Annotated in this window: 18 protein-coding genes; 10 read left to right on the forward strand and 8 right to left on the reverse strand. The window is 61.2% G+C overall.

All coding sequences use genetic code 11. The annotated features are described in order from the left end of the window. Window positions 1-151: 151 nt before the first annotated feature. Window positions 152-1,270: a glycosyltransferase family 4 protein gene (locus NKJ94_RS10840; RefSeq protein WP_352524879.1), complete on the forward strand. Its 1,119-nt coding sequence runs from the start codon at window positions 152-154 to the stop codon at window positions 1,268-1,270. Here the strand turns inward: NKJ94_RS10840 and asnB are convergent. Both asnB and NKJ94_RS10850 read right to left on the reverse strand, forming a co-directional pair. After that, window positions 1,244-3,169, reverse strand: a complete 1,926-nt coding sequence (gene asnB, locus NKJ94_RS10845) for an asparagine synthase (glutamine-hydrolyzing) (RefSeq protein WP_352524880.1) — start codon at window positions 3,167-3,169, stop codon at window positions 1,244-1,246. The two genes, NKJ94_RS10840 and asnB, sit on opposite strands and share 27 nt — an antisense overlap. 174 nt (window positions 3,170-3,343) lie before the next feature. After that, complete coding sequence (locus tag NKJ94_RS10850) at window positions 3,344-4,585, reverse strand: glycoside hydrolase family 5 protein (protein WP_352524881.1); 1,242 nt, start codon at window positions 4,583-4,585, stop codon at window positions 3,344-3,346. 116 nt (window positions 4,586-4,701) lie between these two features. Here NKJ94_RS10850 and NKJ94_RS10855 point away from each other — a divergent pair, with 116 nt between their 5' ends. The 3 genes from NKJ94_RS10855 to NKJ94_RS10865 all read left to right on the forward strand — a co-directional run bounded on the left by NKJ94_RS10855 (window position 4,702) and on the right by NKJ94_RS10865 (window position 9,029). After that, entirely contained in the window at window positions 4,702-6,630 is a 1,929-nt protein-coding gene (locus NKJ94_RS10855; RefSeq protein ID WP_352524882.1) for a heparinase II/III family protein, read from the forward strand. A 237-nt stretch (window positions 6,631-6,867) separates the two neighbouring features. Next, window positions 6,868-7,863 (forward strand): sterol desaturase family protein, encoded by a 996-nt coding sequence (locus NKJ94_RS10860; protein WP_352524883.1) that lies wholly within the window; start codon window positions 6,868-6,870, stop codon window positions 7,861-7,863. A 332-nt stretch (window positions 7,864-8,195) separates the two neighbouring features. After that, window positions 8,196-9,029: a GNAT family N-acetyltransferase gene (locus NKJ94_RS10865; protein ID WP_352524884.1), complete on the forward strand. Its 834-nt coding sequence runs from the start codon at window positions 8,196-8,198 to the stop codon at window positions 9,027-9,029. Window positions 9,030-9,062: 33 nt separating this feature from the next. On the opposite strand, the gene rhaM is transcribed toward NKJ94_RS10865, so the two are convergent. The 6 genes from rhaM to NKJ94_RS10895 form a co-directional block, all read right to left on the reverse strand. Continuing rightward, on the reverse strand, window positions 9,063-9,380 hold the full coding sequence (gene rhaM, locus NKJ94_RS10870; RefSeq protein WP_352524885.1) for an L-rhamnose mutarotase: 318 nt from the start codon (window positions 9,378-9,380) through the stop codon (window positions 9,063-9,065). Between the two features lie 255 nt (window positions 9,381-9,635). Beyond that, window positions 9,636-9,947 carry a UBP-type zinc finger domain-containing protein gene (locus NKJ94_RS10875; protein ID WP_352524886.1) on the reverse strand — a complete coding sequence of 104 codons (312 nt, stop codon included), beginning with the start codon at window positions 9,945-9,947 and terminating at the stop codon, window positions 9,636-9,638. Beyond that, window positions 9,944-11,635, reverse strand: a complete 1,692-nt coding sequence (locus NKJ94_RS10880; protein ID WP_352524887.1) for an FAD-dependent oxidoreductase — start codon at window positions 11,633-11,635, stop codon at window positions 9,944-9,946. The genes NKJ94_RS10875 and NKJ94_RS10880 overlap by 4 nt, the downstream gene beginning before the upstream one ends. Before the next feature lie 384 nt (window positions 11,636-12,019). After that, window positions 12,020-12,946, reverse strand: a complete 927-nt coding sequence (locus NKJ94_RS10885) for an NADP-dependent oxidoreductase (protein ID WP_352524888.1) — start codon at window positions 12,944-12,946, stop codon at window positions 12,020-12,022. Window positions 12,947-13,091: 145 nt separating this feature from the next. Beyond that, window positions 13,092-13,529: a CBS domain-containing protein gene (locus tag NKJ94_RS10890; RefSeq protein ID WP_352524889.1), complete on the reverse strand. Its 438-nt coding sequence runs from the start codon at window positions 13,527-13,529 to the stop codon at window positions 13,092-13,094. Window positions 13,530-14,056: 527 nt separating this feature from the next. After that, a complete protein-coding gene (locus tag NKJ94_RS10895) occupies window positions 14,057-14,854 on the reverse strand; it encodes an AraC family transcriptional regulator (RefSeq protein WP_352524969.1) in 798 nt (265 codons plus the stop codon). A gap of 277 nt (window positions 14,855-15,131) precedes the next feature. On the opposite strand from NKJ94_RS10895, the gene NKJ94_RS10900 reads away from it, so the two are divergent. From NKJ94_RS10900 to NKJ94_RS10925, 6 genes are all read left to right on the forward strand, one after another. Beyond that, window positions 15,132-16,598, forward strand: coding sequence for an alpha-glucosidase/alpha-galactosidase (locus NKJ94_RS10900; protein ID WP_352524891.1), 1,467 nt, complete (start codon window positions 15,132-15,134; stop codon window positions 16,596-16,598). 118 nt (window positions 16,599-16,716) lie between these two features. Beyond that, window positions 16,717-18,801: an ABC transporter substrate-binding protein gene (locus NKJ94_RS10905; protein WP_352524892.1), complete on the forward strand. Its 2,085-nt coding sequence runs from the start codon at window positions 16,717-16,719 to the stop codon at window positions 18,799-18,801. Window positions 18,802-18,907: 106 nt separating this feature from the next. After that, window positions 18,908-19,915 (forward strand): ABC transporter permease, encoded by a 1,008-nt coding sequence (locus NKJ94_RS10910; protein WP_352524893.1) that lies wholly within the window; start codon window positions 18,908-18,910, stop codon window positions 19,913-19,915. A 1-nt stretch (window position 19,916) separates the two neighbouring features. Further along, on the forward strand, window positions 19,917-21,050 hold the full coding sequence (locus tag NKJ94_RS10915; protein ID WP_352524894.1) for an ABC transporter permease: 1,134 nt from the start codon (window positions 19,917-19,919) through the stop codon (window positions 21,048-21,050). Between the two features lie 9 nt (window positions 21,051-21,059). Further along, window positions 21,060-22,727, forward strand: a complete 1,668-nt coding sequence (locus NKJ94_RS10920; protein WP_352524971.1) for an ABC transporter ATP-binding protein — start codon at window positions 21,060-21,062, stop codon at window positions 22,725-22,727. A gap of 21 nt (window positions 22,728-22,748) precedes the next feature. Then, window positions 22,749-24,119 carry an alpha-glucosidase/alpha-galactosidase gene (locus tag NKJ94_RS10925; RefSeq protein ID WP_352524895.1) on the forward strand — a complete coding sequence of 457 codons (1,371 nt, stop codon included), beginning with the start codon at window positions 22,749-22,751 and terminating at the stop codon, window positions 24,117-24,119. Window positions 24,120-24,165 lie beyond the last annotated feature (46 nt).

Raw genomic sequence — 24,165 nt, forward strand, 5'->3', positions numbered from 1 at the left:
TTCACCTTCGACTAGCCGCCGACTGGCGGAAAATCCAGCGCTATGACAGCGAAGGGTGAACAGATTCAGTTTGAACTAAAAGATTTGCCGTAAACCTTATCGCGAACGTTTGCTTTGCAGTTACCCGGTCTGTGTTATTTAGAGTACCATCATGTTGCAGCGCCTCATATCCGATCGAAAAATACATGTCCTGGTCGCGACGCCGTCGGGCGTTTCGGGGCAGGGCGGCATCGACCGCATCATGGGGGCGCTGAAGCAGGAGTTCGAACGGCAAGAAATCACCGACATCGATGTGCGCTTCCTTGCCAGTCGTGGCCCGGGGCATGTCGGACTTTCGATCTTCTATATGCTCGGCTTTTGCTTACGGATGCTTAAAGCGCGTCTGGCTGGACGCGCCGATGTCATTCATATCAACATCTCAGTTTCCGGCAGCACCTACCGCAAGATGGTGATCGCCGCCTGCGCACGGCTGCTGTCGATACCCTATGTCCTGCATTTGCACGGGGCGCAGTATCAGACATTCTGGAAAGACGATCGCGGGTTCATAAGCCGCCGTATCAAAGCTCTGTTCGAGCATGCAGATCGGGTGATCGTTTTGGGCAGGCTTTGGCGCGATTTCGTCGCCAGCCGGGCGCCGGGCGCTGCCGGCAATATCGTGATTGTGCCCAATGCGACCGAAGTCCCGTCGCTGGCGCATATCGGCGGCGGCGACCATGTGCATATCCTGTTCCTGGGTCGTATCGGCGACCGCAAGGGCGTACCGCAATTGTTGGACGCGCTGCACCGCATGAACGCTATCAATAACTGGCGCGCTACGATTGCCGGCGATGGCGAAGTGGCGGCGGCAGGGGCAAAATCGGCCGTGCTGGGGATTGCAGACCGGATCGCCCTTCCCGGTTGGGTGGGACCTGACGATGTCGCATCGCTGATCTCTTCGGCCGATATTCTGGTTCTTCCCTCCTTCGCCGAAAACCTGCCGATGTCGGTGATCGAAGGCATGGCAGCCGGTCTGGCGGTGGTGGCAACCCCGGTGGGTGCGGTCGAAGACATCATCACCGACGGGCAATCCGGGCTGCTGGTGCCGCCAGGCGAGGTTACCGCATTGACCGAGGCACTGAGCCGCCTCGTGGAGGACCCGGCATTGAGGGCAAGGCTTGGTGCTGGTGCCATAGCCGTGCATCGGGAACGGCTTGAGCTCGCCCCGTTTGTCGGCGCAATCTGCGATGTCTGGAGGTCGGCCGCGTCAAGCCATCAACCGGTCAAGCGCTGACGCCGATGATGGCGGCGGCGCTTCAAGCCTGAATTCGCGGTGGAATATCTCCAAATTCAACAGCGCCCATATCAGCTTTTCGTGGTCTGCGGCACGCGTGGTGTGTTCCGAGACGATTTGATCAAGCTGTTTCGGGCTCAAATAGCTGCGAATGACGGAGTGAGGCGAGCAAAGATGGTCATGCACGTAGTTCCTCATCGACCCCCGAAACCATTCGGCGATCGGCACCTTGAACCCGATCTTGCGGCGGTTGAGAATTTCCTCAGGAAGCATGTTGGCCATGCTCTTGCGCAAGATCAGCTTACCCTTACGCCAACCCACCTTGTAGCGATCGGGCAATTTGCTGACGAACGCAACCAGATCGCGATCGAGGAACGGCATTCTTCCTTCGATTGAACCGGCCATCATCATCCGGTCGCCTCGTTCCAGGAGATTGTCAGGCAACCACGATGTCTGATCGAAAAACAGCGCGCGGCGAAGATGGGACGCCGTCGCGTTTGAGGAAAACGGGAAGTTGTTACGTTCATTGCGGCAATTGGCCGGCGCACCGATGAGGCGACCGTGTTCCCGCGCTGTCATGGCACCAAACCAGGAGATCATCCGGGTGGCAAAGTCCCTTTCACCCGCGCTTCGGGCAAATGTATCGAACTTGGCCGACGCGCCAGGCATGGCGCGTATCAAAGGGGCGAAGAGGTTGTTGTGGAGCAAGGCTGGAACGAGGGACCGGTAGATTCCAGCCAGTGACTCTGCGCGATGTTTGGGATACCCGCCGAGAACCTCGTCTGCCCCTTCCCCTGTGAGCACCATCTTGACGTCCTGCGAGGCTCGCTCCGACATCAGGTAAATTGGAATGTCCGAACTTTGTGAAACAGGCGCCCCCAGATGGCGAATCAACTTCGGCAGGTGGTCAATCAGGTCGTCCGCTTCAATGACCAGTTCGCAATGATCAGTCTTGAAATGATCGGCGACGCGTCGGGCGAATGGAAGTTCACTATAGGCCGGTTCGCTGAAACCGACCGAAAATGTACGAATGGGTTTGTCGCTGTGCTTGGTCATCAGGGCGACGATTGCTGACGAGTCGAGGCCTCCGGAGAGAAAGGCGCCGAAAGGTGCATCGCTGCGCATTCTGATCTCGACGGAATGGTCGAGCAGTTCCAGAAATCGTCGCTTGGCGGTTTCGTCGTCGATGTCCTCGGTCAGGTCCGTTTGATCCGGAGGCGTATAATAGCGCGTTTCCCTCACAGTCCCTTGCGACCAAACGGCATAGCTTCCGGGGTTGAGTTTGCGGATCTGTTTAAAAAGCGTGCGCGGTCCAGGCACGTAACGCCAGCGCAGGTAGTCGTGCACAGCGTCCAGATCGAGTTGCTGCGCATTTGGCTGCGATGACAACAACGCGTTGATCTCTGAGGCAAAGGACAGCAATTTTTCGCTTTGCATGAGGTAAAGGGGCTTTTTGCCGAAGGGATCCCGGCCGAGGATCAATTCCTGCCTCTGAGCATCCCAGAGTGCAAAGGCGAACATGCCGCTCAGCCGGTCGAACACCGACAAGTGCCACTGATCGTAAGCTCTGAGCAGCACCTCGGTATCGGAGCGTGTTCGAAAATGATGGCCAAGACCGATCAGTTCCTGGCGCAGCTCGATATAGTTATATATCTCGCCGTTGAAAATTATTCTGAGACGACCGTCACCAATATGCATCGGCTGATTTGACTCGGGCGCTAAGTCAATAATCGCCAGGCGGCGATGGACCAATGCCAATTGTTCCTCGCCGGTATTCAAGTCCAATATCTCGGTGCCTTCGGCATCGGGACCGCGGTGCCGCAATGCGTTTGACATTCTGGCGGCCCGCTCTTGTGGATTCTCGGCCCTTCGCCCGATCCATCCGGCAATTCCACACATTGTTCCCCCTGAGCGCGCGTATTCCTCGCTCCATTACGCTAAATGTATTAAACACTTCGTGGCCAACACAACCCAACCGCGAGGAAAGCTGCCACGGGCCGTTCTCGATCAAGCCTGGCGGTCAGGGGTTGACGTTGCCGCCGGCTGCTCACCGGCGAAGAGGAGTGACGGCAATTATGGCAGGCCCAATGCCTGCAGCATCTCCGGGTCGGGTACGCCGGGGCCATCGGCCCGGATGAGGCTCATCCCATAGCGATTGGAGAACTCCCAGACAGACCATGGGATCGCGAAGCGTTCGGCCTCTCGGCGCACCGCCTTGAGATAGCGCGAACGGTCGGCCTCGAAGGCGCCGATGCGGCCGTCCGCGGACATGAGGATAACGCCGAATTCGCCCATGAAGAGCCGCCGGCTTGGAATGCCATGGCCTTCAGCCCAGTCGACGGCCTGACGAAAGCTCGCCTCGAGTTGGCTCTGGCCCCAGTTCTGCTCGAAATAACTCGCGATTGCATCGCGCGCGGTGGCCATGTTCATCACCTGCTCGACCCTGCTCAAGCCGGCAGCTTCCATCCGCGCCTTAAGGGTTTCGGTCACCACTTCGGGTGTACTGCTGTCAGCCGGCCAGGGAAGTCCCGAAGCAAAGCTGTTTGGGTCATCGGGCCGCTGGTGGGTGAAACTGTGCGGCTCGTACATATGGAAGCTGTAATAAATTTTTGGATCATCGAAGCCGGGGCCGAGATTGACCAGTCCGGCAATGCTGCCGCCACAGGCGCCGGTTGCAACGATGGTGAGGTCGTTGCTGACCGCTCGAATGTCGCGGATCGTGCCTGCCATGATGCGCTGCCAGTCATCGCTGCCGCTCGCATCGCAAGGATAGTATGCCGGCTCGTTGTAAGGTTCGAGGACGACCTTGTCGGTGCCGATCTTGACCAGCATGGCGGCGACCGCCACAACCATTTCACGATAGCGGGCAACGCCGTCGCTATCGGCGCCGCCATAGATAATCTCCATGCTGTAGGCCGGAACCTGGGTGACGCCATGCAGATCGAAAACCACCTTGAGGCCGGTCGACGTGATCCGCTCGACGGCGGCGGCAAGTATGTCCAGCGCCTGCTGCCGCTTGGCGCCCTCGCTGGCAAGCAGAGGACCGGGATCGACGCTCAGCCGGACGAAGTCGAGGCCCATCGATCGGATGTGGGCAAACACCTCCCCGGCCGGCCAATCGGTGAGCGGCCTGCTTCCCGCAAGCCATTCCTGCTCGCTGCGATAGGGCGGCCAAACGTAGGTTCCGTCTTTCTCCACCGGCGACCAGTTCAGCCACTCATGCACGCCAACGCCGCGCTTGAGAGAGATCGGCGCTGCCTCGGCCGCCATAACCAAGGCGAGCACCCAGGCAACAACACACATCGCTTTTCTCATCGCTCTCTCCGCATGGTCGCCGGAGATATTAACCGCAACGAACGGGAAAAAAGATTGCCGGCGCGCAGCTTTTCGGCGGCATGGTATACAAGGACCGAAACCCGGACGGAGCCTGCATGAGAATCGGCTGGTACATCAACCGATTGCGCAGCATGGGACCGGCCGAGGTGTTGCACCGGCTGGGCGAGCAACGTCGAAGGATCGCATCGCGCCGTCGCGATGACGGGTGGGAGCGCTATCCATCGCCGCAGTTGCACCCGGTGCTGCCTGGATTTCGCGATGCTGCGCTGGCCGCGACCGACGCTCAACGTGAAGCCATAGCGGCGGCCGCGCAAGAGACGCTTCTGGGCCGGTTTTCGGCACTCGGGCGGACATGGCCAAAGCGCGAGCCCGATCTTTTGTTTCCTGCCGAGCTTTGGCGTCTCGATCCAGTGACCGGCAGGCTTTGGCCTGGCCCCGAGGCTCATACTTTCGACATCGATTTTCGCCATGGCGGCGACCTTGGCGATATAAAATATGTCTGGGAGATCAACCGGCTGCAGCAATTGCCGGTACTGGCCGCGCACCTGCTCCTCAGCGAGGACAATCGGTCCCGGATTTCCATCGAGGCGGCGATCGGCAGTTGGCATTCCGCGAATCCGCCGTTCCGAGGCATTGGCTGGGCTTCCGGCATCGAAGTAGCGCTGCGAGCCATCAGCCTGATCGTCACCCTGGACCTCGTCGGCGACCGGCTTGACCCGGCGACACTGCGGAAAGCTGGTGAAATACTCGCGGCAAGCGCCTATTGGCTGCCGCGGTTTCCATCGCGATATTCCTCCGCCAACAACCATCTCGTCGCAGAATTGGCCGGCGAATATCTGGTTGGCCTGGCGCTTGGGGCCGAATCCGAAATTGCCCGTAGCGCCCTCCTGAATGAGGCACACAAGCAGATACTTGCCGATGGCGCCGGTGCCGAGCAAACGCCGACCTATGCAGCCTTCACCGCCGAACTCATCTTGCTGTGCGCCGCCGCGGCACGCCAGGCAGGAACGCCGTTTCCCTCGGCTGTCGAAGCGCGTCTGGGGGCCTTCGCGAATTTCGTGGGCTGGCTGCCTAAGAAAGCTGCCCGCTTCGGCGACGACGATGAGGGCCGCGCGCTGAAGCTGGGGGACGAGCCGGACTACATCCGGTCCGTCGCGGCCGCCATCCATGGCTTGCTGGGAATGCCGGACAATGCGCCGGAACCTGACGATTTTCGCTCGCTTTTCTTTGGTGCGCCGTCGGGCCCGGCGCCAGCGGTGCATGGCTTGCAGACATTCGCGCAAGGCGGGCTCTCCGTCTGGCGCGGAGCAATGAATGGCCGCAGCGTCGAACTGACGTTCGACCATGGACCGCTCGGCTATCTCTCGATAGCGGCGCACGGCCATGCCGACGCGCTGTCGCTCACCCTGTGCATCGACGGCGAGCCGGTGCTGGTCGATCCTGGCACCTGGCTCTACGGTTCGGGAGGCGTCTGGCGTGACTGGTTCCGCTCCACGCCGGCGCACAACACGCTGAATGTCGAGGGTAAGAGCCAAAGCACTATCGCTGGGAATTTCAACTGGTCGCACAAGGCCGTCGCGGCGCTGGTGGAGAGCGAGCCGGGAACGCACTGGAGGCTGAGCGCCCGGCATGACGGCTATAAAAGCCGCTTCGGCGTTGTGCATCAGCGCACTTTGGCGCACCAGGCCGATGGCATCCTCATCACCGACCAACTGCTCGGCGACAGGCGAGAGTCCGAGATCGTCTTCCAACTGGCGGCCGGCCTCCATGCCGACCGGCACGAAAACACGGTTACGGTGTTGCGCGGCGACGAGCCGCTGTTGGCCATCCGCTTTCCTGATGCTGCGCTCGACATCCGCGCCGGCGGTGACATGCCGGGGCAGGGCGGTTGGGTTTCACTGCGTTTTGGCACCAGGCAGCAAGCCGAACGCCTCGCCTGGCATGGTCAAGTGGGCGAGGCCGGAATCGATATCCATCTTGACCCAATTCACCCGCCGCAACGGCAAAGACCGGCGCCAACGTAGAGTTGCCGAGCGAGTTCCGGCCGCATTCGACATTAATTACGTTTGGACATTTAGCGGTTTCGTTACCGTTGATCTGCTAGTCTCGCGCCATCCAGCCTGCTTTGCCTGCTGCGCCCGCAACAGCCACTGGTTGCAGGCGACGCAGCGGGTTTGGCGAGAATTTCATGCTTTGCAATTCGCCGATTGCCTTCTTACGACCCCGGACTGCCTTCTTCCGACTCAGGAGCCGCTGCAACGATGTTTTCCGAATTTGTCAGAGCGATTGTGGAAAAGCTTTCGAACGTCAATCTGACCACGCTCGGCCTGCTTTTCCTCACCGCACTGGGCAGCGCTGTGATCGCCTACTGGCGAACTGCCGAACAGAAATCGCTCAGGGACTTTTTCGACTTTGCCTTCCCGCCGGAAGTCATCCTGCACCCGTCGGCGCGAGCCGACGCCCTGTTCTGGATCACGAAACGGGCGATAATGCCTTTCCTGCTCATTCCTGCCGGCGTCACCTTCGTTGTCGCGGTCGGCTATGGCACACGCGAGGCAATCGGCTGGATCTTTAATATCCACGCGCCGCTTCTCGGCGGCCCGGCCGGACCGGTGACGATTGTCATCTTCACCGCAACCATGCTGGTCGCTTACGATATTTCATACTACCTCTACCACGTCGCCCAGCACCGCTTCCCGTTCTTGTGGGAATTGCACAAGGTGCATCATTCGGCCGAGGTGATGGTCGGGATCACCAAGGACCGGGTGCATCCGCTGGACGATCTGATGAACCGTATGTGGGACGGCGTCATCCCGGGCATCTGCTTCGGCATCTGGAGCCTGATCGCACTCGATCCGGTAGAGGTCGCTATCTTCGGCATCAACGTCTACGTCATCCGCAACATCCTGATGATGGACTTTGTCCGCCACACACATCTCAAGATCTCGTTCGGCCCGTTGAACAACATCATCCTGTGTCCGCACTGGCACCAGGTGCATCACAGCATCGACCCTCGTCACTATGACAAGAATTTCGGCCTGCTTTTTTCGTTCTGGGATCGTCTGTTCGGAACGCAATTTGTCCCGGAGCTGGATGAAGACCTGAAATTTGGTCTGATAGACCGCGATGTACGCGATTATCAATCGCTGTTTGGGCTCTACATCATGCCGCTCAAGAAAATGGCAAGGCATGTCATGCGACTGTTTCACAGGCGGCCCAATGGGGTCGCCCAGCCACAGGACAGTTCCCCTTCATGAACACCGTTGTTTCCATCGACGCTGTGGGCGCGGAGCGCCTGGAAATCGTCCGTTCGGCGGATCGCCTGGCCACGGTCGAAGCCGCTTGGACGGAGCTTTGGCATCGCACCGATGGGCTCATCTTTCAAAGCCATGCCTGGATTTCGGCGTGGTGGAATACCGTACAACGCCGTGACCAGCGCGCGTTGCGGATCGGCCTGATCTGGAAGGGCGAGAAACTCGTTGCCGTCGTTCCGCTGGCGATCGGTAGACGCAGGGGGCTGCGGTTTCTCGAATGGGCGGCCGGCAGCTATACCGACTATGGGGACATTCTCGTTGCCCCGGAATGCTCGTTGTCGGCGTTGCAGGAGCTATGGACCCAACTTTGCGATGCCGGTGGCTTCGATCTTGCCTTGATCAGTCGTCTTTCGCCGGATGCGGCGGCCCGCAAAATTTTCACGCCGGGAGCTTCCAGCGGCATCAGGCTTCGTCCCTTTCACCGAACGGAAGTCAGCTATCGCGTTGCCGGACAATGGGAAAGCGGAGCGGTATGGTTTGCGGACCAGTCGAAAAAGACGCGCCAGAACTATCGGCGCGGCATCAAAACGCTGGAAGAAACCGGAGAGGTGAAATTTCGCCTGCTTGCGCCCGACGAGCCGCTGCAACCGGTACTGGAGCGCCTCGCGACCCTGAAGCGCAAATGGCTGACGGAGCGCATGCGTGAGTCCGATCTCTTCGAGGAGGGCGTGCCGGTACTCGCCGCGCTCGTCGATGCGCTGGCGCGCGCCGGCGTGCTGCATATCTTCATCCTGGAATGCAATGGCGTGATGGTCGCGGTGTCGATCAACTTCGTCCAGCGCGGCGTGATGATGGCTTTCGTGACCACCTTCGATCCGGATTTCAGCCGGGCGTCGCCGGGTGTGATCCTGTTGATGGATTACGTACAGTGGTCGATCGATCACGGCTTGAGCATGGTCGATTTCCTCTGTGGCGCAGAGTCGTTCAAACACAAATTCTCAACGCAGGCGGTTACCCTGGACTCCGTCATCGGGACGCGCACGGCACAGGGCGCGATTGCATCTCTTGCCGATCGTATCCGTCAGACGGTCAGGCATATGCGCGAGCGCTCATTGGCACCGCCTGAGGGTCACGGTACGCCCGCTCAAGCCGAAGCAGCCCTGGATTAGCGGACTTATTCGGTTCTTGGAGCGGCAAGCCGGCTAGTCCATGTGGAAGACATTACGCAGCGGCACCACAACGGGCTCGTTGTTGGCGTCGTACTCCATCAGATCGGCCATGAAATCCCACCAGCGCCGGTTGACTTCAGTCTGCGGCAGCCGATCCATGGTGTGATCTTCGGTGCGAACAAGCGTGCCGAACAGATGGTTTGTTTCCTCGTCGAGCCAGATCGAATAGTCGGATACGCCAGCATCGCGCAGCGCCTGTGTGAGCTCCGGCCAGATCTCGTCGTGCCGCTTCTTGTATTCGGCTGCCTGACCGGGATTGAGGTTCATGCGGAAGGCGATGCGCTCGGGCATGGTAACGCTCCTTGAACGAAGGCTTGGTCGGTTTCAGCGTTGCGAACGAATGCGCAGTTGGTCAAGGCCAACGGCGAGCAGCAGCACCGCACCCTTGGTTACGTCCTGCCAGAAGCTCGATACGTTGAGCAAGGTCAGGCCGTTATTGTGCCCAGGATCATCACCGCCAGCAGAGTTCCCCGTACCGAGTCGCGTCCGCCGAAAAGGCTGGTACCTACGGACCGGCCTGCGCAACTGACCCCGGCCGCGCCAGGCTCAAAGAAAGCGCGGTATCGGACCGTTCTGCGGCGTGGTGCGGTCGCCAAGGTCGAGGAAGATCTCGTCGATGTAGCACCATCCCCAGCCTTCCGGCGGATCGTAGCCTTCGATGACAGGATGGCCGGTTGCCCGAAAATGCTTGGTGGCATGACGGTTGGGCGAGTCGTCGCAGCAGCCGACATGACCGCATGTGCGGCAAAGCCGCAAATGCACCCACTGCGTACCGCTCTTCAGGCATTCCTCGCAGCCGAGCGCGCTCGGTGTGACGTCGCGAATGTCTCCGGCATGCTTGCATTCCTCTGCCATCATACGCTCCTGACCAGTTGAGGTGCCACGGCGAGACTGCCGTTTTGCGCGAGATATGCATGCAGCGCCGCAACCACCTGGGCGCCTTCGCCGACGGCAGCGGCGACGCGCTTGATCGAGCCGGAGCGCACGTCGCCGATGGCGAACACGCCGCTGCGGTTCGTCTCCAGCGCACCACGTTCCTGGCCAATTTCCGGCCCGGTGCGAACGAAGCCCTTCGCGTCCAACGCCAAGCCGCATTGCGCCAGCCAGTTGGTGTTCGGATCGGCGCCGATGAACAGGAAGAGGTGGCGGACCGGACGTGTTGTCTCCGTGTCGCGGTTGCGCCAGCGCACATTGCCAAGATTGCCGTCGTCGCCGTCCAGCCCCGTGATTTGCGTCTCAGCCAGCACCTCGATGTTCGGCTGTGCCCTGACGCGCTCCACTAGATAACGCGACATGCTCGCATCGAGGCTCCCGCCGCGCGCCAGTAGCCATACCTTCCTCACATGCGCCGCCAGATAGACAGCGGCCTGCCCAGCCGAATTGCCGGCGCCGACCAAGGCTACCTCTTGCCCGGCGCAAAGCCGCGCTTCGATCGGCGAAGCCCAATAATGCACGGACGTTCCCTCGAATTGCGCAAGGTTGGCCATATCGAGGCGGCGATAGCGCGCTCCGCTGGCTATCACCACCGACCGCGCCCGCACGGTCTCCCCGTCGCCGACGGCGAGCGTGTAATGGGCGCCGGACGTGTCGCTTGCACTGCCCAGCAGCTTCGCCTCGTCCGGTATCACCATCTCGACGCCGAATTTCTGCGCCTGATTGTAAGCGCGCGCCATCAGCGCCATCCCCGAAATGCCGGTGGGGAAACCGAGATAGTTCTCGATGCGCGAGGAGGCACCCGCCTGTCCGCCAAAGGCACGGCAATCGAGCACGATCGTCGACAGCCCTTCGGAAGCCGCATAGACGGCAGCTGCGAGGCCGGCCGGTCCGGCGCCGACAATGGCCACGTCGTACAGCTTGTCGGCGTCGATGGGCCGTACCAGCCCGATGCAGCGGGCAAGCTCGTTCTCTCCGGGATTGAGCAGCAGCTTGCCGTTCGGACAGAGCACGATCGGCAAATGGTGGATATCGACATGGAAGCGTTCGATCAGGGTCCTGGCGCAGGGATCGGTAGCGGAATCGAGAACCCGGTGCGGCTGACCGCTGCGGGCCAGAAAACCTTGCAGCCGCAATACGTCGCCGCTGTCGACCGGTCCGATAATGATCGGTCCGGCTGTGCCACTCTCGAGCAGGCCGACACGGCGCAGGATCAGCGCCCGCATGATGCGCTCGCCGAGGTTTGCCTCCTGCACCATCAGGTCGCGCAGCCTTTGCGAGGGGATGACGAGCGCCTCGACCGGCTCGACCGCCTGCACATCCACCAGCGAGGGCCGGGCTGACAGCTGCGCCAACTCGCCGACGAAATTGCCCGCACCATGCGTGACGATCGTTTCGCGCCGGCCGAAGCTGCCGCCCTGGATAATGTCCACCTTGCCGGACAGGACCACGATCAGGCCGGGTGCCAGCTCGCCGGCTTTGACGATCTGTTCGCCTGCAGCATAGGATACGGCTTCGCCGAAACGGCCCATGCGGTCCAGGTCGGCCTCAGCCAGCGCGGGAAACATCTGATCGCGACGGGCAATGGAGATCGGATTGGCGGATTTAGACATGGTTCGAACCTAACGCCGGCATCCACCGGTTTGAAGCGGTTTTTGTGGCTCACGGGCCGGTACAAACCGAGCCCGCTGTCGGCAAATTGTGCCCTTCGCTTCGGGATTCCACGACGGCGGCCCGTGCGGCGGTATCGCGACGTGCCTCACACTCCGTTGCATCTCCTTGATTTGTTTGATTTGCGTATCCCGGCAAACCCAGCTCATGCTGCTTCGGCCGGCGCCTGCCTAAGCCGGCCAGGCCCGGCGCGCCGTCCTGTGTCAAACTCTCGGCCGCCGGGCAGCTGAGCAGCAGGAAACGGACCGGGTCCGAGCACTCCGCAAATTTGCCTGCAGCCGGTTCTTCGGCGAGGTGCCAAAGCTCGACAAAGCCAACTTCTCTGCTCAGGCGGCTACCTGAAGCACGATCTTGCCGCGCGTATGCTGCCTCTCAAGCCGTTCCTCGGCCTTGGCGACTTCCTCGAGAGGATAGATTGCCTGCACGAATGGCCTGACCTTCCCGGCGTCGATGAGGCGGCTGATCTCGGCAAGCTGCGCTGCGTTCGGCTTGGTCATATAGGAAACGCCGCTGGCCCGATGCAGGCGGGCCTTTTCCGCCGACGGTTCAGAAAGGGTTGAGACGAGCGTCCCACCGGGCTTGAGCACGTCCCAGGAGCGGTCCTGCGTTTCGCCCGCTATCAGGTCGAAGACCAGGTCGACGTCTTCGACGACCTCCTCGAAACGCTGGTTCTTGTAGTCGACCGCCTGGTCGGCGCCAAGCGCGCGGACGAAATCGAAATCTTGCGCGGACACCGTCGTCGCGACGAAGGCACCCGCAGCCTTTGCAAACTGCACCGCCAGATGGCCGACGCCGCCGGCGCCGCCATGGATGAGGATCCGCTGCCCGGATTTGAGGCCGCCGTGGACGAAAAGGCCCTGCCACGCGGCAAGGCCCGCAAGCGGCACGGCAGCGGCTTCGACGTGGCTTAGACGTTGCGGCTTCGCCGCCGCCTCCGTCGCCTTGACGACGACATATTCGGCGTTGCCGCCGCGGTCGTGGCCGAGCATGGCATAAAGCGGATCGCCCTTCTTCAGCGTATAGGCCCGCGTGCCGCACAGTTCCACCACGCCGGATACGTCGCGGCCGAGCGTGACGGGCAGATCTGCGCCTGACGAGCCTTCGCGAACCTTGTAGTCGACTGGATTGACGCTTGCCGCGCAGACCTTGAGCGTGACCTCATCGTCGCGCGGCTGAGGCAACGGAACGTCGTCCAGCGAAAGAACCTCCGGCCCACCAAAATCGTGGATACGGACTGCCTTCATGGTAATCATGACTTGCTCCTCGTCGGTTTGCCGTCCAGTTCAGCCTCTGAACAGTTTCGCCGGCAGGCCGGTGTCCATCCGGTCTTCCGGGGCGGCAGCTCGGTCACGGGCCATAGGCCGGAAGATGCCGCCCGGTTCGGCCGATGGTGCGCCGTCAGTGTATCGTTTGCGAATGCTCGCCGCCGGGTTGCGATATGCCGCTTAGCGCTTCACCTGCTGTCGCCGTCTCGCTGTTAGTGGCGAGGTCGCCCAGCGAAACGATGCCGACCAGGCGCTTGTCGCGATTAAGCACCGGCAACCGGCGCACTTTCAGGTCAGCCATGTGGCGCAGAACATCCTCCGCGTCTTCGTCATCGAAGCAATACCTGACCTCGGTACTCATCACTTCCCGCACCTTGGCGTCAGGTGTCTTGCCTTGGGCGACGCCGCGGATTGCGATGTCGCGATCGGTTATCATGCCGACGAGCCGGTCGTTCTCGCCCACCGGCATCGCGCCGGCATCGAGGCGCGCCATCATTTCTGCCGCATCGCGCAGGGTTTGCTGCGGATTGGCGATCTCGACGTCCTTTGTCATGCAGTTGCCAACTTTCACTTTAACCTCCTTTGGTTGCAGGGTCCGCCGCCGAATTGCATGATGGAAGGGTGAATGAGCGCCAGCGCAAAACGTTCCATGGCAAGACCCGTTTCGAGCGCTTCGCCGAGATCACCCTGCCATCCTCCACCCCGACCGCCCTTCAGGCGGTCGGCCCGGGAAAGGTCGGTTCCGAAGGAATTTCGGACGGGGTGCCGGGAGGAATCCCAATCGGCTCCTGGTCCGGCGACGGAACAGGATCAGGCGAAGGCGGCGGTACGCCTGGAGGTTCACCCGGCGGAGTCTCCGGCGGGGTGGGCGGCCGAGCTGGCTCCGGATTGGGATTGTCCGGCAGCGGATTCGGGTCGTTCGGATCGGGATTGTTCATCGATCACTCCCTGAAGTCTGTTCTTACCCGAGAGTTACGGCTTGATCTCCGCGGCGAGCGCCGATCATGGCGTTGCCAGCGGCGGCGAACAGGCACTCCTGTCTTAAACCAAGGGGAAGCAAAAGCGTTCCCGCACCCGACGCCAAGCGCGGCGCCAAAGCTATCGGGGCGGTCCCATGCTGGCGTACATTCCGTTGGTGCGGAATTGCGTCGGGTTGATGCCGTAGAGGCGGCGGAAGACCTTCGAAAAATAATTGGCATCCTCAAAGCCGCACATGATGGCGACCTCCTTCACCGGCAGGAAATCGGCTTTCGTCAGCAACTTCGCCGCGCGCTGCAGTCGCTGCTGCAGCACGAATTCGGCAGGTGGAAGACCCTCACTCTCGGCGAAGCAGCGCGAGAAATGCGCACGGCTCAGCCCGCTGATTTCGGCCAGATCGGCAACACGGAGCGGCCTGTCGAGATTGGCCTTGACGTGGTCGATGACCGGTTGCATGGCGCTCTTTTCGTCGGTGACGGCATGCGAGCCGAAGACATCGTCGTAGAGCGCCATGGCTGCTTCATAGGCGACGGCCGAGGCGGCTCCAGGCGAGACCGCTCCCGTGATCAGGCGCACGCTGCAATCGGCGAGATGATCGATCGTCGATGGCTGCAGCCGTAGCACCGGACCGACGGCGGCAAGGATCGACTTGTGGATGCGCAGCGCCTCCTCGCCGTTCATTGATATCCAGAAATATTCCCAGCGGTCCCCCTTGGCCAGCCAGTAACGATGGTTGTGCGGCACGAGAACCAGCAACGTATCGCCCTTTTGCAGGCGGTAGTTGCGGTTCTCATAGCGCAATTGGCCGGTACCGCTGATCGTATGCTGGAGTACCGTAAACGGCGTCTGGCCGCGCTTGCGCCCATCCCAGTCGTAGACCTCGTTTTCGCGCACTTCATAGCCGGTGCTTGTCGGCATGGTGTGCAGGCGCTGGCGGCCGCGCGGCAGCGATACCGTCCTGCCCGCCGGCCCGGTGTCGATCAAGTTCCGCAGCACAAAATTACCCCTGAAAGCATAATCCTTCTCTGGTCCCTTGCTGAATTAGGCGCATAATCCCCTGAGAAAAGCAAAAGAAACTGCGGTCAAAGAGCGGACGGGAGGAAGTGCCGGATTCCAGCCTGCATGCCAGGGCAGGTGGGCCAGGCCTCTTTTCACCGCCTTTGCCCTTACATTCGATCAGGTCGAGGTGAGACTGATGAGTTTCAAGATCGCTATCATCGGTGCGGGAAGCGTCGGGTTCACCAAGAAGCTGTTCACAGACATTCTATGCGTTCCTGAATTCAGGGATGTCGAATTCGCGCTGACCGATCTCAGCGAGCACAACCTCCAGATGATCAAGTCGATCCTCGACAGGGTCGTCGAATTCAACAGGCTGCCGACCAAGGTTACGGCAACGACCGACCGTCGTGCTGCCCTCGAGGGTGCCCGCTACGTCATCAGCTGCGTTCGCGTCGGCGGTCTCGAAGCCTATGCCGACGACATACGCATTCCGTTGAAATATGGCATCGACCAGTGTGTCGGCGACACAATCTGCGCCGGCGGCATTCTTTACGGCCAGCGCAATATCCCGGTAATCCTCGATTTCTGCAAGGATATCCTCGAAGTCGCCGAGCCCGGCGCGAAATTCCTGAACTACGCCAACCCGATGGCCATGAACACCTGGGCGGCGATCGAATACGGCAAGGTCGATACTGTCGGCCTCTGCCACGGTGTCCAGCACGGCGCCGACCAGATCGCCGAGGTGCTCGGCGCCAAGTCGCGCACCGAGCTCGACTACATCTGCTCCGGCATCAATCACCAGACCTGGTTCATCGACCTGCGTCTCAACGGCCGCAAGATCGGCAACGACGAGCTGGTAGCCGCCTTCGAGGCGCATCCGGTCTATTCGCAGCAGGAAAAGCTGCGCATCGACGTCCTGAAGCGCTTCGGCGTCTATTCGACCGAAAGCAACGGCCATCTTTCCGAATACCTGCCCTGGTACCGCAAGCGGCCGGACGAAATCACCCGCTGGATCGACATGTCCGACTGGATCCACGGCGAGACCGGCGGCTACCTTCGTTATTCGACCGAAACGCGCAACTGGTTCGAAACCGAGTTCCCGCAATTTCTGGAATCCGCCGCGAGGCCGATCGACCCCGCGAAGCGCTCCAACGAGCACGCCAGCCACATTCTCGAGGCGCTGGAGACGAATCGCGTTTATCGCGGCCATTTCAACGTCAAGAACAATGGCATCATCACCAACCTGCCGCAGGATGCGATCATCGAGTCGCCCGGCTTCGTCGACCGCTTCGGCATCAACATGGCCGCCGGCATCGCGCTGCCGGAGGCCTGCGCCGCCACATGCATTTCCTCGATCAACGTCCAGCGCATGTCGGTCCACGCTGCGATCTCCGGCGATATCGACCTGCTGAAGCTCGCCGTCCTGCACGACCCGCTGGTCGGCGCCGTTTCGACGCCGGAAGAGGTTTGGCAGATGGTGGACGAGATGGTTGTCGCCCAGGCCCGCTGGCTGCCGCAATATGCCGGCGCGGTGCCGGCTGCGAAGGAGCGGCTTTCGAAATCCAGGGTCAAGACCCGCGAATGGGCCGGTGCGGCACGACGCGACGTCCGTTCGATCGAGGAGTTGCGTGCCGAAAAAGCGGCTCTCAAGCAGGCCGTCTGAATTTCATCAAGCGGATGGCGGCCAATTTTCGGAGGATTCAGCGCCGCACCGTCTGCATATCGTTCGAGGAGAAACGGAGCGGCGTCAACGCGCTTCTGAACAACAGGGAGGAGAGACGATGAGGAATTTTCGAGATATTGGCATTCTCGCCGGGCTGGCGCTTAGCGTCTCGGCCTCGGCGCTGAGCGCATATGCATCCGAGCCGACCGTGCCGCCCGTGCCCGCGCAATTTCCCGCCGAGGGAAAGATCAAATACGTCGCGCGCGACTCCATCCTGGAGTTCAAGGCACTTCCAGAATACCACGAACCCGATTGGGTCACCGACAAATACGTCAAGGCAGGCAAGCTGCCGCCGGTCAAGGACCGGCTGCCGAAGGAGCCGCTGGTCTTCAAGACGGGCAACATGCCGGACGGCGTCGGCGTCTACGGCGATACGATGCGCCATGTCATCGGCGGCCGACCGGAGGGCTGGAACTACGGCGCGGGCCAGACGCAAGGCTGGGGCGGCATCGACATCGGCCTTTCCGAGTGCCTGACGCGCACCGCGCCGCTTTTCCAGGTCGAGGCCAAGGACACGGAGCCGTTGCCGAACCTCGCCAGGAGCTGGGACTGGTCGAAGGACGGACACACGCTGACGATGCATCTGGTCGAGGGCGCCAAATGGTCTGACGGTGTTCCGTTCAACGCCGATGACGTCATGTTCTACTGGGACGACGAGGTCATGGATCCGAACGTTTCGCCTCTCAACGGCGCGACCCAGGAAACCTTCGGCGTCGGCACGACGCTGAAGAAGGTCGATGACTACACTGTCGAGTGGACGTTCAAGGACGCCTTTCCGAAGCAATACCTCTACGCCATGGCTTACGGCACGTTCTGCCCCGGCCCCTCGCATATCCTCAAGCCGCAACATCCGAAATATTCGAAGAACACCTACGAGCAGTTCAAGAATGCCTTCCCGCCGGAGTATATGAATCTGCCGGTGATGGGCGCCTGGGTGCCGGTCGACTACCGTCCGGACGACATCATCGTCATGCGCCGCAATCCCTACTACTGGAAGGTCGACGAGAAGGGCAATCAGCTGCCTTATCTCAACGAATTGCACTACAAGCTGTCGACCTGGGCCGACCGCGACGTTCAGGCGGTGGCAGGGTCGGCTGACATCTCCAACCTGGAGCAGCCCGAAAACTTCGTTGCTTCGCTGAAACGTGCGGCGCAGCCGGACGCGCCGGCACGACTTGCCTTCGGCCCACGCCTGATCGGCTATAATCTGCGGATGAATTTCTCCGCCAATGGCTGGGGCAATCCCGACGAGCGCGGGCAGGCGGTTCGCGAGCTGAACCGCAACGAGGACTTCCGCAAGGGCGTCACCATGGCGCTCGACCGCAAGGCGCTCGGCGACTCGCTGGTCAAGGGCCCGTTCACCGCCATCTATCCGGGCGGCTTCTCCTCGGGCACGAGCTTCTATGACCGCAACTCGACCGTATACTACCCCTTCGATCTCGAAGGCGCCAAAGCGGAACTCGCCAAGGCAGGTCTGAAGGACACCGACGGCGACGGCTTCGTCAATTTTCCGGCCGGCACCGCCGGCGGCAAGAACGTCGAGATCGTGATGCTCGTCAACAACGACTACACAACCGACAAAAGCCTGGCGGAGGGCGTCGTCGGCCAGATGGAGAGGCTAGGTCTTCGCGTTGTCCTGAACGGCTTGAACGGCATCCAGCGCGACGCGTCTATGTATTCCGGCCGTTTCGACTGGATGGTCAGGCGCAATGATCAGGAGCTCACCTCGGTCGTGCAGAACACCGAGCAACTCGCGCCCGTCGGCCCACGCACCAGCTGGAATCACCGTGCTCCGGAAAATGGCCAAGTCGATCTGATGCCGTTCGAGAAGGACCTTGTCGACATCGTCAACAAGTTCGTCTCGACGCAGGCCAATGACCAGCGCGCCAGCCTGATGAAGCAATTCCAGAAGATCTCGACGGAACACGTCTACACCGTCGGGCTGACCGAATATCCCGGCGCGCTGATCATCAACAAACGCTTCTCCAACATCCCGCAGGGAACGCCGATCTTCATGTTCAACTGGGCCGAGGACTCGATCGTCCGCGAGCGGGTCTGGGTGGCCGCCGACAAGCAGCAGAAATATGAACTCTTTCCCGAGCAGCTTCCCGGAAAACCCGGGGACAAGGGTCCGACGAACTGAGTTTCCTCCCCTGACTTGAAAATTCCCGGCCGCGCTGCGGGCGTGGCCGGGACAAAGCCAGGGGGTGAGGCATAATTGAAAACCTGAGCGAGGAGAGAAACGGCCGATGCTGCGATTTCTGCTTATGCGCATAGCATCCGCAATACCGGTTCTCGCCATTTTGAGCCTGGTCACCTTTGCTATCATCCAGGCACCGCCGGGCGACTATGCCGACTACATCCGCTCACAGCTCATCAACCAGGGCGGAGCCTCCTTTGCCGAGGCCGATGCCCAGGCGAAGGCTTATAGCGTGGAGCATGGCCTCGATAAGCCGGTTCCGCTGCAATACCTGAACTGGATCGCCGGCATCGTCACCCGCGGCGATTTCGGCTACAGCCTCTATTACAACAAGCCCGTCGCCGACGTGGTGGGCGAGCGGCTGCCGCGCACATTGCTGCTTGCGCTTGTCTGCCACCTCTTGGCTTCTGTGCTGGGCATCGGCTTCGGCATCTGGGCGGCGACCCGGCAGTACAGCTGGATCGATAGCACGCTGTCGGCGATATCGTTCCTCGGAATGACGGTGCCGCGCTTCCTCATGGCGCTGATCATCGTCTATCTGCTGGTCTTCCAGTTCAACGTGTCCGAGATCGGCAGCTTCTTTTCGCCGCAATATGGCGGCGCGCCGTGGTCCTGGGCGAAGTTCTTCGATCTCGTCACGCACGTCTGGCCGGTTGTCGCGATCGCCACCTTCGGCGGGCTCGCCTACAACATGCGCGTGATGCGCGGCAATTTGCTCGACACGCTGAACGCGCAATATGTCGAAACCGCTCGCGCCAAAGGTCTCAGCGGTGGTGCGGTCGTGATGCGCCATGCGGTGCCCAATGCGCTGCATCCGCTGGTCATGTATCAGGGCGTGGTGCTGCCTTACATGCTGACCGGCGAGATCGAGACGGCGATCATCTTTGCCCTGCCGACCGTTGGCCCGGCGATCGTCGGCTCGATGGCGGTCGGCGACGTCTATGTCACGGCGACCTTCATGATGGTGCTGTCGGCGACGCTGATCGTCGGCAACATCATCGCCGACATGCTGCTCGTCATGCTCGATCCGCGTGTGCGTCAATATGCAGGGGCCTGAGATGCTTGCTTTCGAGCCCTCGCTGCCGCCGCTTGCCGAGGAACCGGCCAAGATCAAGGCGCGCGGCAATGAGAGCCACATCGCGCTCGTCTGGCGCCGCCTGAAACGGTCCTGGACCGGCATGGCCGGGCTCATCCTGATCGCGCTTCTGGTGCTGCTGGCCGTGTTTGCCGACTTTTTCGCGCCGATGGATCCCAAGGTGACCGATGTCGGCTTTGCCCCGCCGCAGATGATGAGCTTCCATGACAAGGACGGCAATTTCGTCTTCCAGCCACGCGTCTATGCCTTGGCGGATTCGGAAGACCTCGACCCGGTCACCTTCCAACCCGTCGTCGGGCCGGACTACGACCATCCGCGGCTGCTCGGCTTCTTCGTCAAGGGAGCGGAGTACAGACTGCTTGGCCTGCTTCCCGCGAACCGGCACTTCTTCGGCTCGACCGACGGCCAGCCCGTGCACTTCCTTGGCACCGACAAATTCGGCCGCGATGTGCTGGCTCGAGCCATCTATGGTTCGCGCATCTCGTTGATGATTGCATTGACCGTGGTCTTCATCGTCACCGTGATCGGCACGACCGTCGGCATGGTGTCGGGCTATTTCGGCGGCACATTCGATGTCTGGGTCCAGCGCTTCGTCGAACTGGTGCTCGCATTTCCGCAATTGCCGCTTTACCTGGCGCTGACCTCGCTCGTTCCGGTGACGGCACCAACCAATGTCTTCCTGGCTTTCGTGATCGTCGTCATGTCGGCACTCGGCTGGGCGCAGATGTCGCGCGAAGTGCGCGGCAAGACCCTGGCGCTGGCGCGGATCGACTACGTCCGTGCCGCAATGGCGGTCGGCGCCACGGACGGCCGCATCATCATGCAGCATATTTTTCCGAACGTGATGAGCCACGTGATCGTTGCCGTCACATTGGCGATTCCCAGTGTCGTCCTGCTCGAATCCTTCCTCGGTTTTCTCGGGTTCGCCGTGAAACCGCCGCTAATCTCCTGGGGCCTGATGCTGCAAGACACTGCGACCTATTCGGTCATCGGCACCTATCCCTGGATCCTCTCGCCCGTCGGCTTCGTGCTTATCACCGTCTTCGCGTTCAACGCGCTTGGCGATGGACTGCGCGATGCGGTCGATCCGTATTGACGTGACATGATGCAACACGCGCTCGTTAATTCCTTCGCACCGCCTGTCCGGCTCGACCATGACGGGCGTTCGGAAAACCCGGTCATCGATGCCCGCAACATCGCCGTCGATTTCAAGGTCGAGGACGGCATGGTCGAGGCCGTCAAGGACATCTCCTTCCAGCTCTATCGCGGCGAGACGATCGCCATCGTCGGCGAATCCGGATCGGGCAAGTCGGTGACGGCGCGCACCGTCATGGGCCTATTGTCGAAGCGCGCGGTCGTGTCGCCGAAATCGACCGTCGAATACAATGGGTCGAACATCCTGAAATTTTCCGAGCGTGCCCGGCGCAAACTGCGCGGCGACCGCATCTCGATGATCTTCCAGGAGCCGATGAGTTCGCTCAACCCGATCTACACGATCGGCAGCCAGATCGTCGAGGCAATACGGGTGCATCGCAAGATGAGCCGCAGGCAGGCCGAAGCAAGAGCGCTCGAACTGCTGCAGCAGGTGCAAATTCCTGAGCCGCAGGCGCGGCTGAAGCAGTATCCGCACCAGCTTTCCGGCGGTCAGCGCCAGCGTGTGATGATCGCTATGGCGCTGGCCAACGATCCGGATGTGCTGATCGCCGATGAGCCGACGACGGCACTCGACGTGACGGTTCAGGCGCAGATCCTCAATCTCATCCGCAACCTGCAGAAGAAACTGCGGATGGCAGTGATCCTGATCACGCACGACCTGACCGTGGTGCGGCAGTTCTCGGACTATGTCTATGTCATGCAGCATGGGAGAATGTGCGAGCACAATGTGACGGAGAGGCTGTTCGCCGATCCGCAGCATGCCTACACACGCCATCTGCTTGCCTCCGAACCGCGCGGCCAGGCAAATCCGTTGCCGGAAGGCGCCGACGTCATTCTTGAAGCCAAGGATGTCCGCGTCTCCTTCATGCTGCGGCATGGCACGTTCATGAAGCCGGACCTGCGCGAGCTTGTCGCCGTCGACAGCCTCAGCCTGACCCTTCGGCGGCACGAGACACTGGGCCTCGTCGGCGAATCCGGATCGGGCAAGACGACGTTCGGCGAAGCGTTGCTCAGGCTCAACACCACGGATAGCGGCGAGATCTATTTCGATGGGCAGCCGATCCATGGCCATTCGCGGGCGCAGATGCGGCCGTTGCGGTCGCGCATGCAGGTCGTCTTCCAGGATCCGTTTTCGTCGCTCAATCCGCGCATGACGATCGGCCAGATCATCGAGGAAGGGCTGGTCGTCAACCGCATCGGCGCCACGAAGAACGATCGGATCGAGCGGGTGCGCGAGGCACTGATCAGCGCCGGCATGCCCGGCGATATCCTGTCGCGCTTCCCGCACGAGTTTTCCGGCGGCCAGCGCCAGCGTATTGCGATTGCCCGCGCTGTCGCGCTCGAACCGGAATTCATCGTGCTCGATGAACCGACATCGGCGCTGGATCTCTCAGTCCAGGCGCAGATCATAGAATTGCTGCGCAAGCTGCAGCGGGAACGGGGCCTGAGCTACATCTTCATCTCGCACGATCTCAAGGTCGTGCGGGCGCTGTGCCACCGCGTCATCGTCATGCAGCACGGCAAGATCGTGGAAGAGGGACCCGTCGGCGAAGTCCTGTCCAATCCCAAAACCGCTTACACCGAACGGCTGGTCAAAGCCGCGTTCGAGGTAGCCTGATTGCATATTCCGGAGGTTGTCGTGGCAAGAAATCCCAAGGTCGCTTTCATCGGAGCTGGCTCGACCGTGTTCATGAGGAACATCGTCGGCGACATATTGCAGCGTCCGGCTTTATCCGGCGCGACGATCGCGCTGATGGACATCAATCCGCAGAGGCTCGAAGAAAGCGCAATCGTCGTCGGCAAGCTGATCTCGACGCTCGGCGTAAAGGCAAAGGCCGAAACCTATTCGGATCAGCGCAAGGCGCTGGCGGGCGCCGATTTTGTCGTCGTCGCCTTCCAGATCGGCGGCTACGAGCCCTGCACGGTCACCGACTTCGAAATCCCGAAGAAATACGGGCTGCGCCAGACCATCGCCGATACGCTCGGCGTCGGCGGCATCATGCGGGGTTTGAGAACCGTACCGCATCTCTGGAACATCTGCGAAGACATGCTCGCGGTCTGCCCGCAGGCGATCATGCTGCAATATGTAAACCCGATGGCGATCAACACCTGGGCGATCGCGGAAAAATACCCAGACATCAAGCAGGTCGGGCTTTGCCATTCGGTGCAAGGCACGGCGATGGAGCTGGCGCATGATCTCGACCTTCCCTACGAGGAGATTCGCTACCGCTCGGCCGGCATCAACCACATGGCCTTCTATCTCAGCTTCGAGCATCGCCAGCCGGATGGCTCCTACCGCAACCTCTATCCGGATCTGCTGCGCGCCTACAGCGAAGGGCGGGCGCCGAAGCCGGGATGGAACCCGCGCTGCCCGAACAAGGTCCGCTACGAGATGCTGAAGCGCCTCGGTTATTTCGTCACCGAGAGTTCGGAGCATTTCGCGGAATACACGCCCTATTTCATCAAGGAAGGGCGCGAGGATCTGATCGAGAAATTCGGTATCCCGCTGGACGAATACCCGAAGCGCTGCATCGAGCAGATCGAACGCTGGAAAGGGCAAGCGGAAGCCTATCGCTCGGCTGACAAGATCGAGGTCGAGCAGTCGAAGGAATATGCCTCCTCGATCATGAACTCGGTCTGGACCGGGGAACCTTCGGTGATCTACGGCAACGTCCGCAACAATGGCTGCATTATGTCATTGCCGTATAATTGTGCGGCCGAGGTGCCATGCCTCGTCGACGCCTCCGGCATTCAGCCCACCTTCATCGGCGACCTGCCGGTGCAACTCACCGCATTGATCCGCACCAATATCAACGTGCAGGAACTGACGGTTCAGGCGCTGATGACCGAGAACCGCGAGCACATCTATCACGCGGCGATGATGGACCCGCATACGGCGGCTGAACTCGACCTCGACCAGATATGGTCGCTGGTCGATGATTTGCTGGTTGCGCATAGCGATTGGCTGCCGGCCTGGGCGCGCGGAGCGCGCAGCGTTCGGGCGGCCTGAGGCGCCAATTCCACTTGGCTGTTCATTGTCGAGCAGGAGCAGGGCT

Origin of the sequence: Mesorhizobium sp. M0060 (genome assembly GCF_040323155.1) — a bacterium.
Lineage (GTDB): Bacteria > Pseudomonadota > Alphaproteobacteria > Rhizobiales > Rhizobiaceae > Mesorhizobium.

Bases quoted from the DNA above. Each gene is read 5' to 3' on its own strand.
- NKJ94_RS10840 (WP_352524879.1), top strand. From the start codon at position 152: ATGTTGCAGCGCCTCATATCCGATCGAAAAATACATGTCCTGGTCGCG.
- asnB (WP_352524880.1), bottom strand. From the start codon at position 3,169: ATGTGTGGAATTGCCGGATGGATCGGGCGAAGGGCCGAGAATCCACAA.
- NKJ94_RS10850 (WP_352524881.1), bottom strand. From the start codon at position 4,585: ATGAGAAAAGCGATGTGTGTTGTTGCCTGGGTGCTCGCCTTGGTTATG.
- NKJ94_RS10855 (WP_352524882.1), top strand. From the start codon at position 4,702: ATGAGAATCGGCTGGTACATCAACCGATTGCGCAGCATGGGACCGGCC.
- NKJ94_RS10860 (WP_352524883.1), top strand. From the start codon at position 6,868: ATGTTTTCCGAATTTGTCAGAGCGATTGTGGAAAAGCTTTCGAACGTC.
- rhaM (WP_352524885.1), bottom strand. From the start codon at position 9,380: ATGCCCGAGCGCATCGCCTTCCGCATGAACCTCAATCCCGGTCAGGCA.
- NKJ94_RS10875 (WP_352524886.1), bottom strand. From the start codon at position 9,947: ATGATGGCAGAGGAATGCAAGCATGCCGGAGACATTCGCGACGTCACA.
- NKJ94_RS10880 (WP_352524887.1), bottom strand. From the start codon at position 11,635: ATGTCTAAATCCGCCAATCCGATCTCCATTGCCCGTCGCGATCAGATG.
- NKJ94_RS10885 (WP_352524888.1), bottom strand. From the start codon at position 12,946: ATGATTACCATGAAGGCAGTCCGTATCCACGATTTTGGTGGGCCGGAG.
- NKJ94_RS10895 (WP_352524969.1), bottom strand. From the start codon at position 14,854: ATGCCGACAAGCACCGGCTATGAAGTGCGCGAAAACGAGGTCTACGAC.
- NKJ94_RS10900 (WP_352524891.1), top strand. From the start codon at position 15,132: ATGAGTTTCAAGATCGCTATCATCGGTGCGGGAAGCGTCGGGTTCACC.
- NKJ94_RS10905 (WP_352524892.1), top strand. From the start codon at position 16,717: ATGAGGAATTTTCGAGATATTGGCATTCTCGCCGGGCTGGCGCTTAGC.
- NKJ94_RS10910 (WP_352524893.1), top strand. From the start codon at position 18,908: ATGCTGCGATTTCTGCTTATGCGCATAGCATCCGCAATACCGGTTCTC.
- NKJ94_RS10915 (WP_352524894.1), top strand. From the start codon at position 19,917: ATGCTTGCTTTCGAGCCCTCGCTGCCGCCGCTTGCCGAGGAACCGGCC.
- NKJ94_RS10920 (WP_352524971.1), top strand. From the start codon at position 21,060: ATGCAACACGCGCTCGTTAATTCCTTCGCACCGCCTGTCCGGCTCGAC.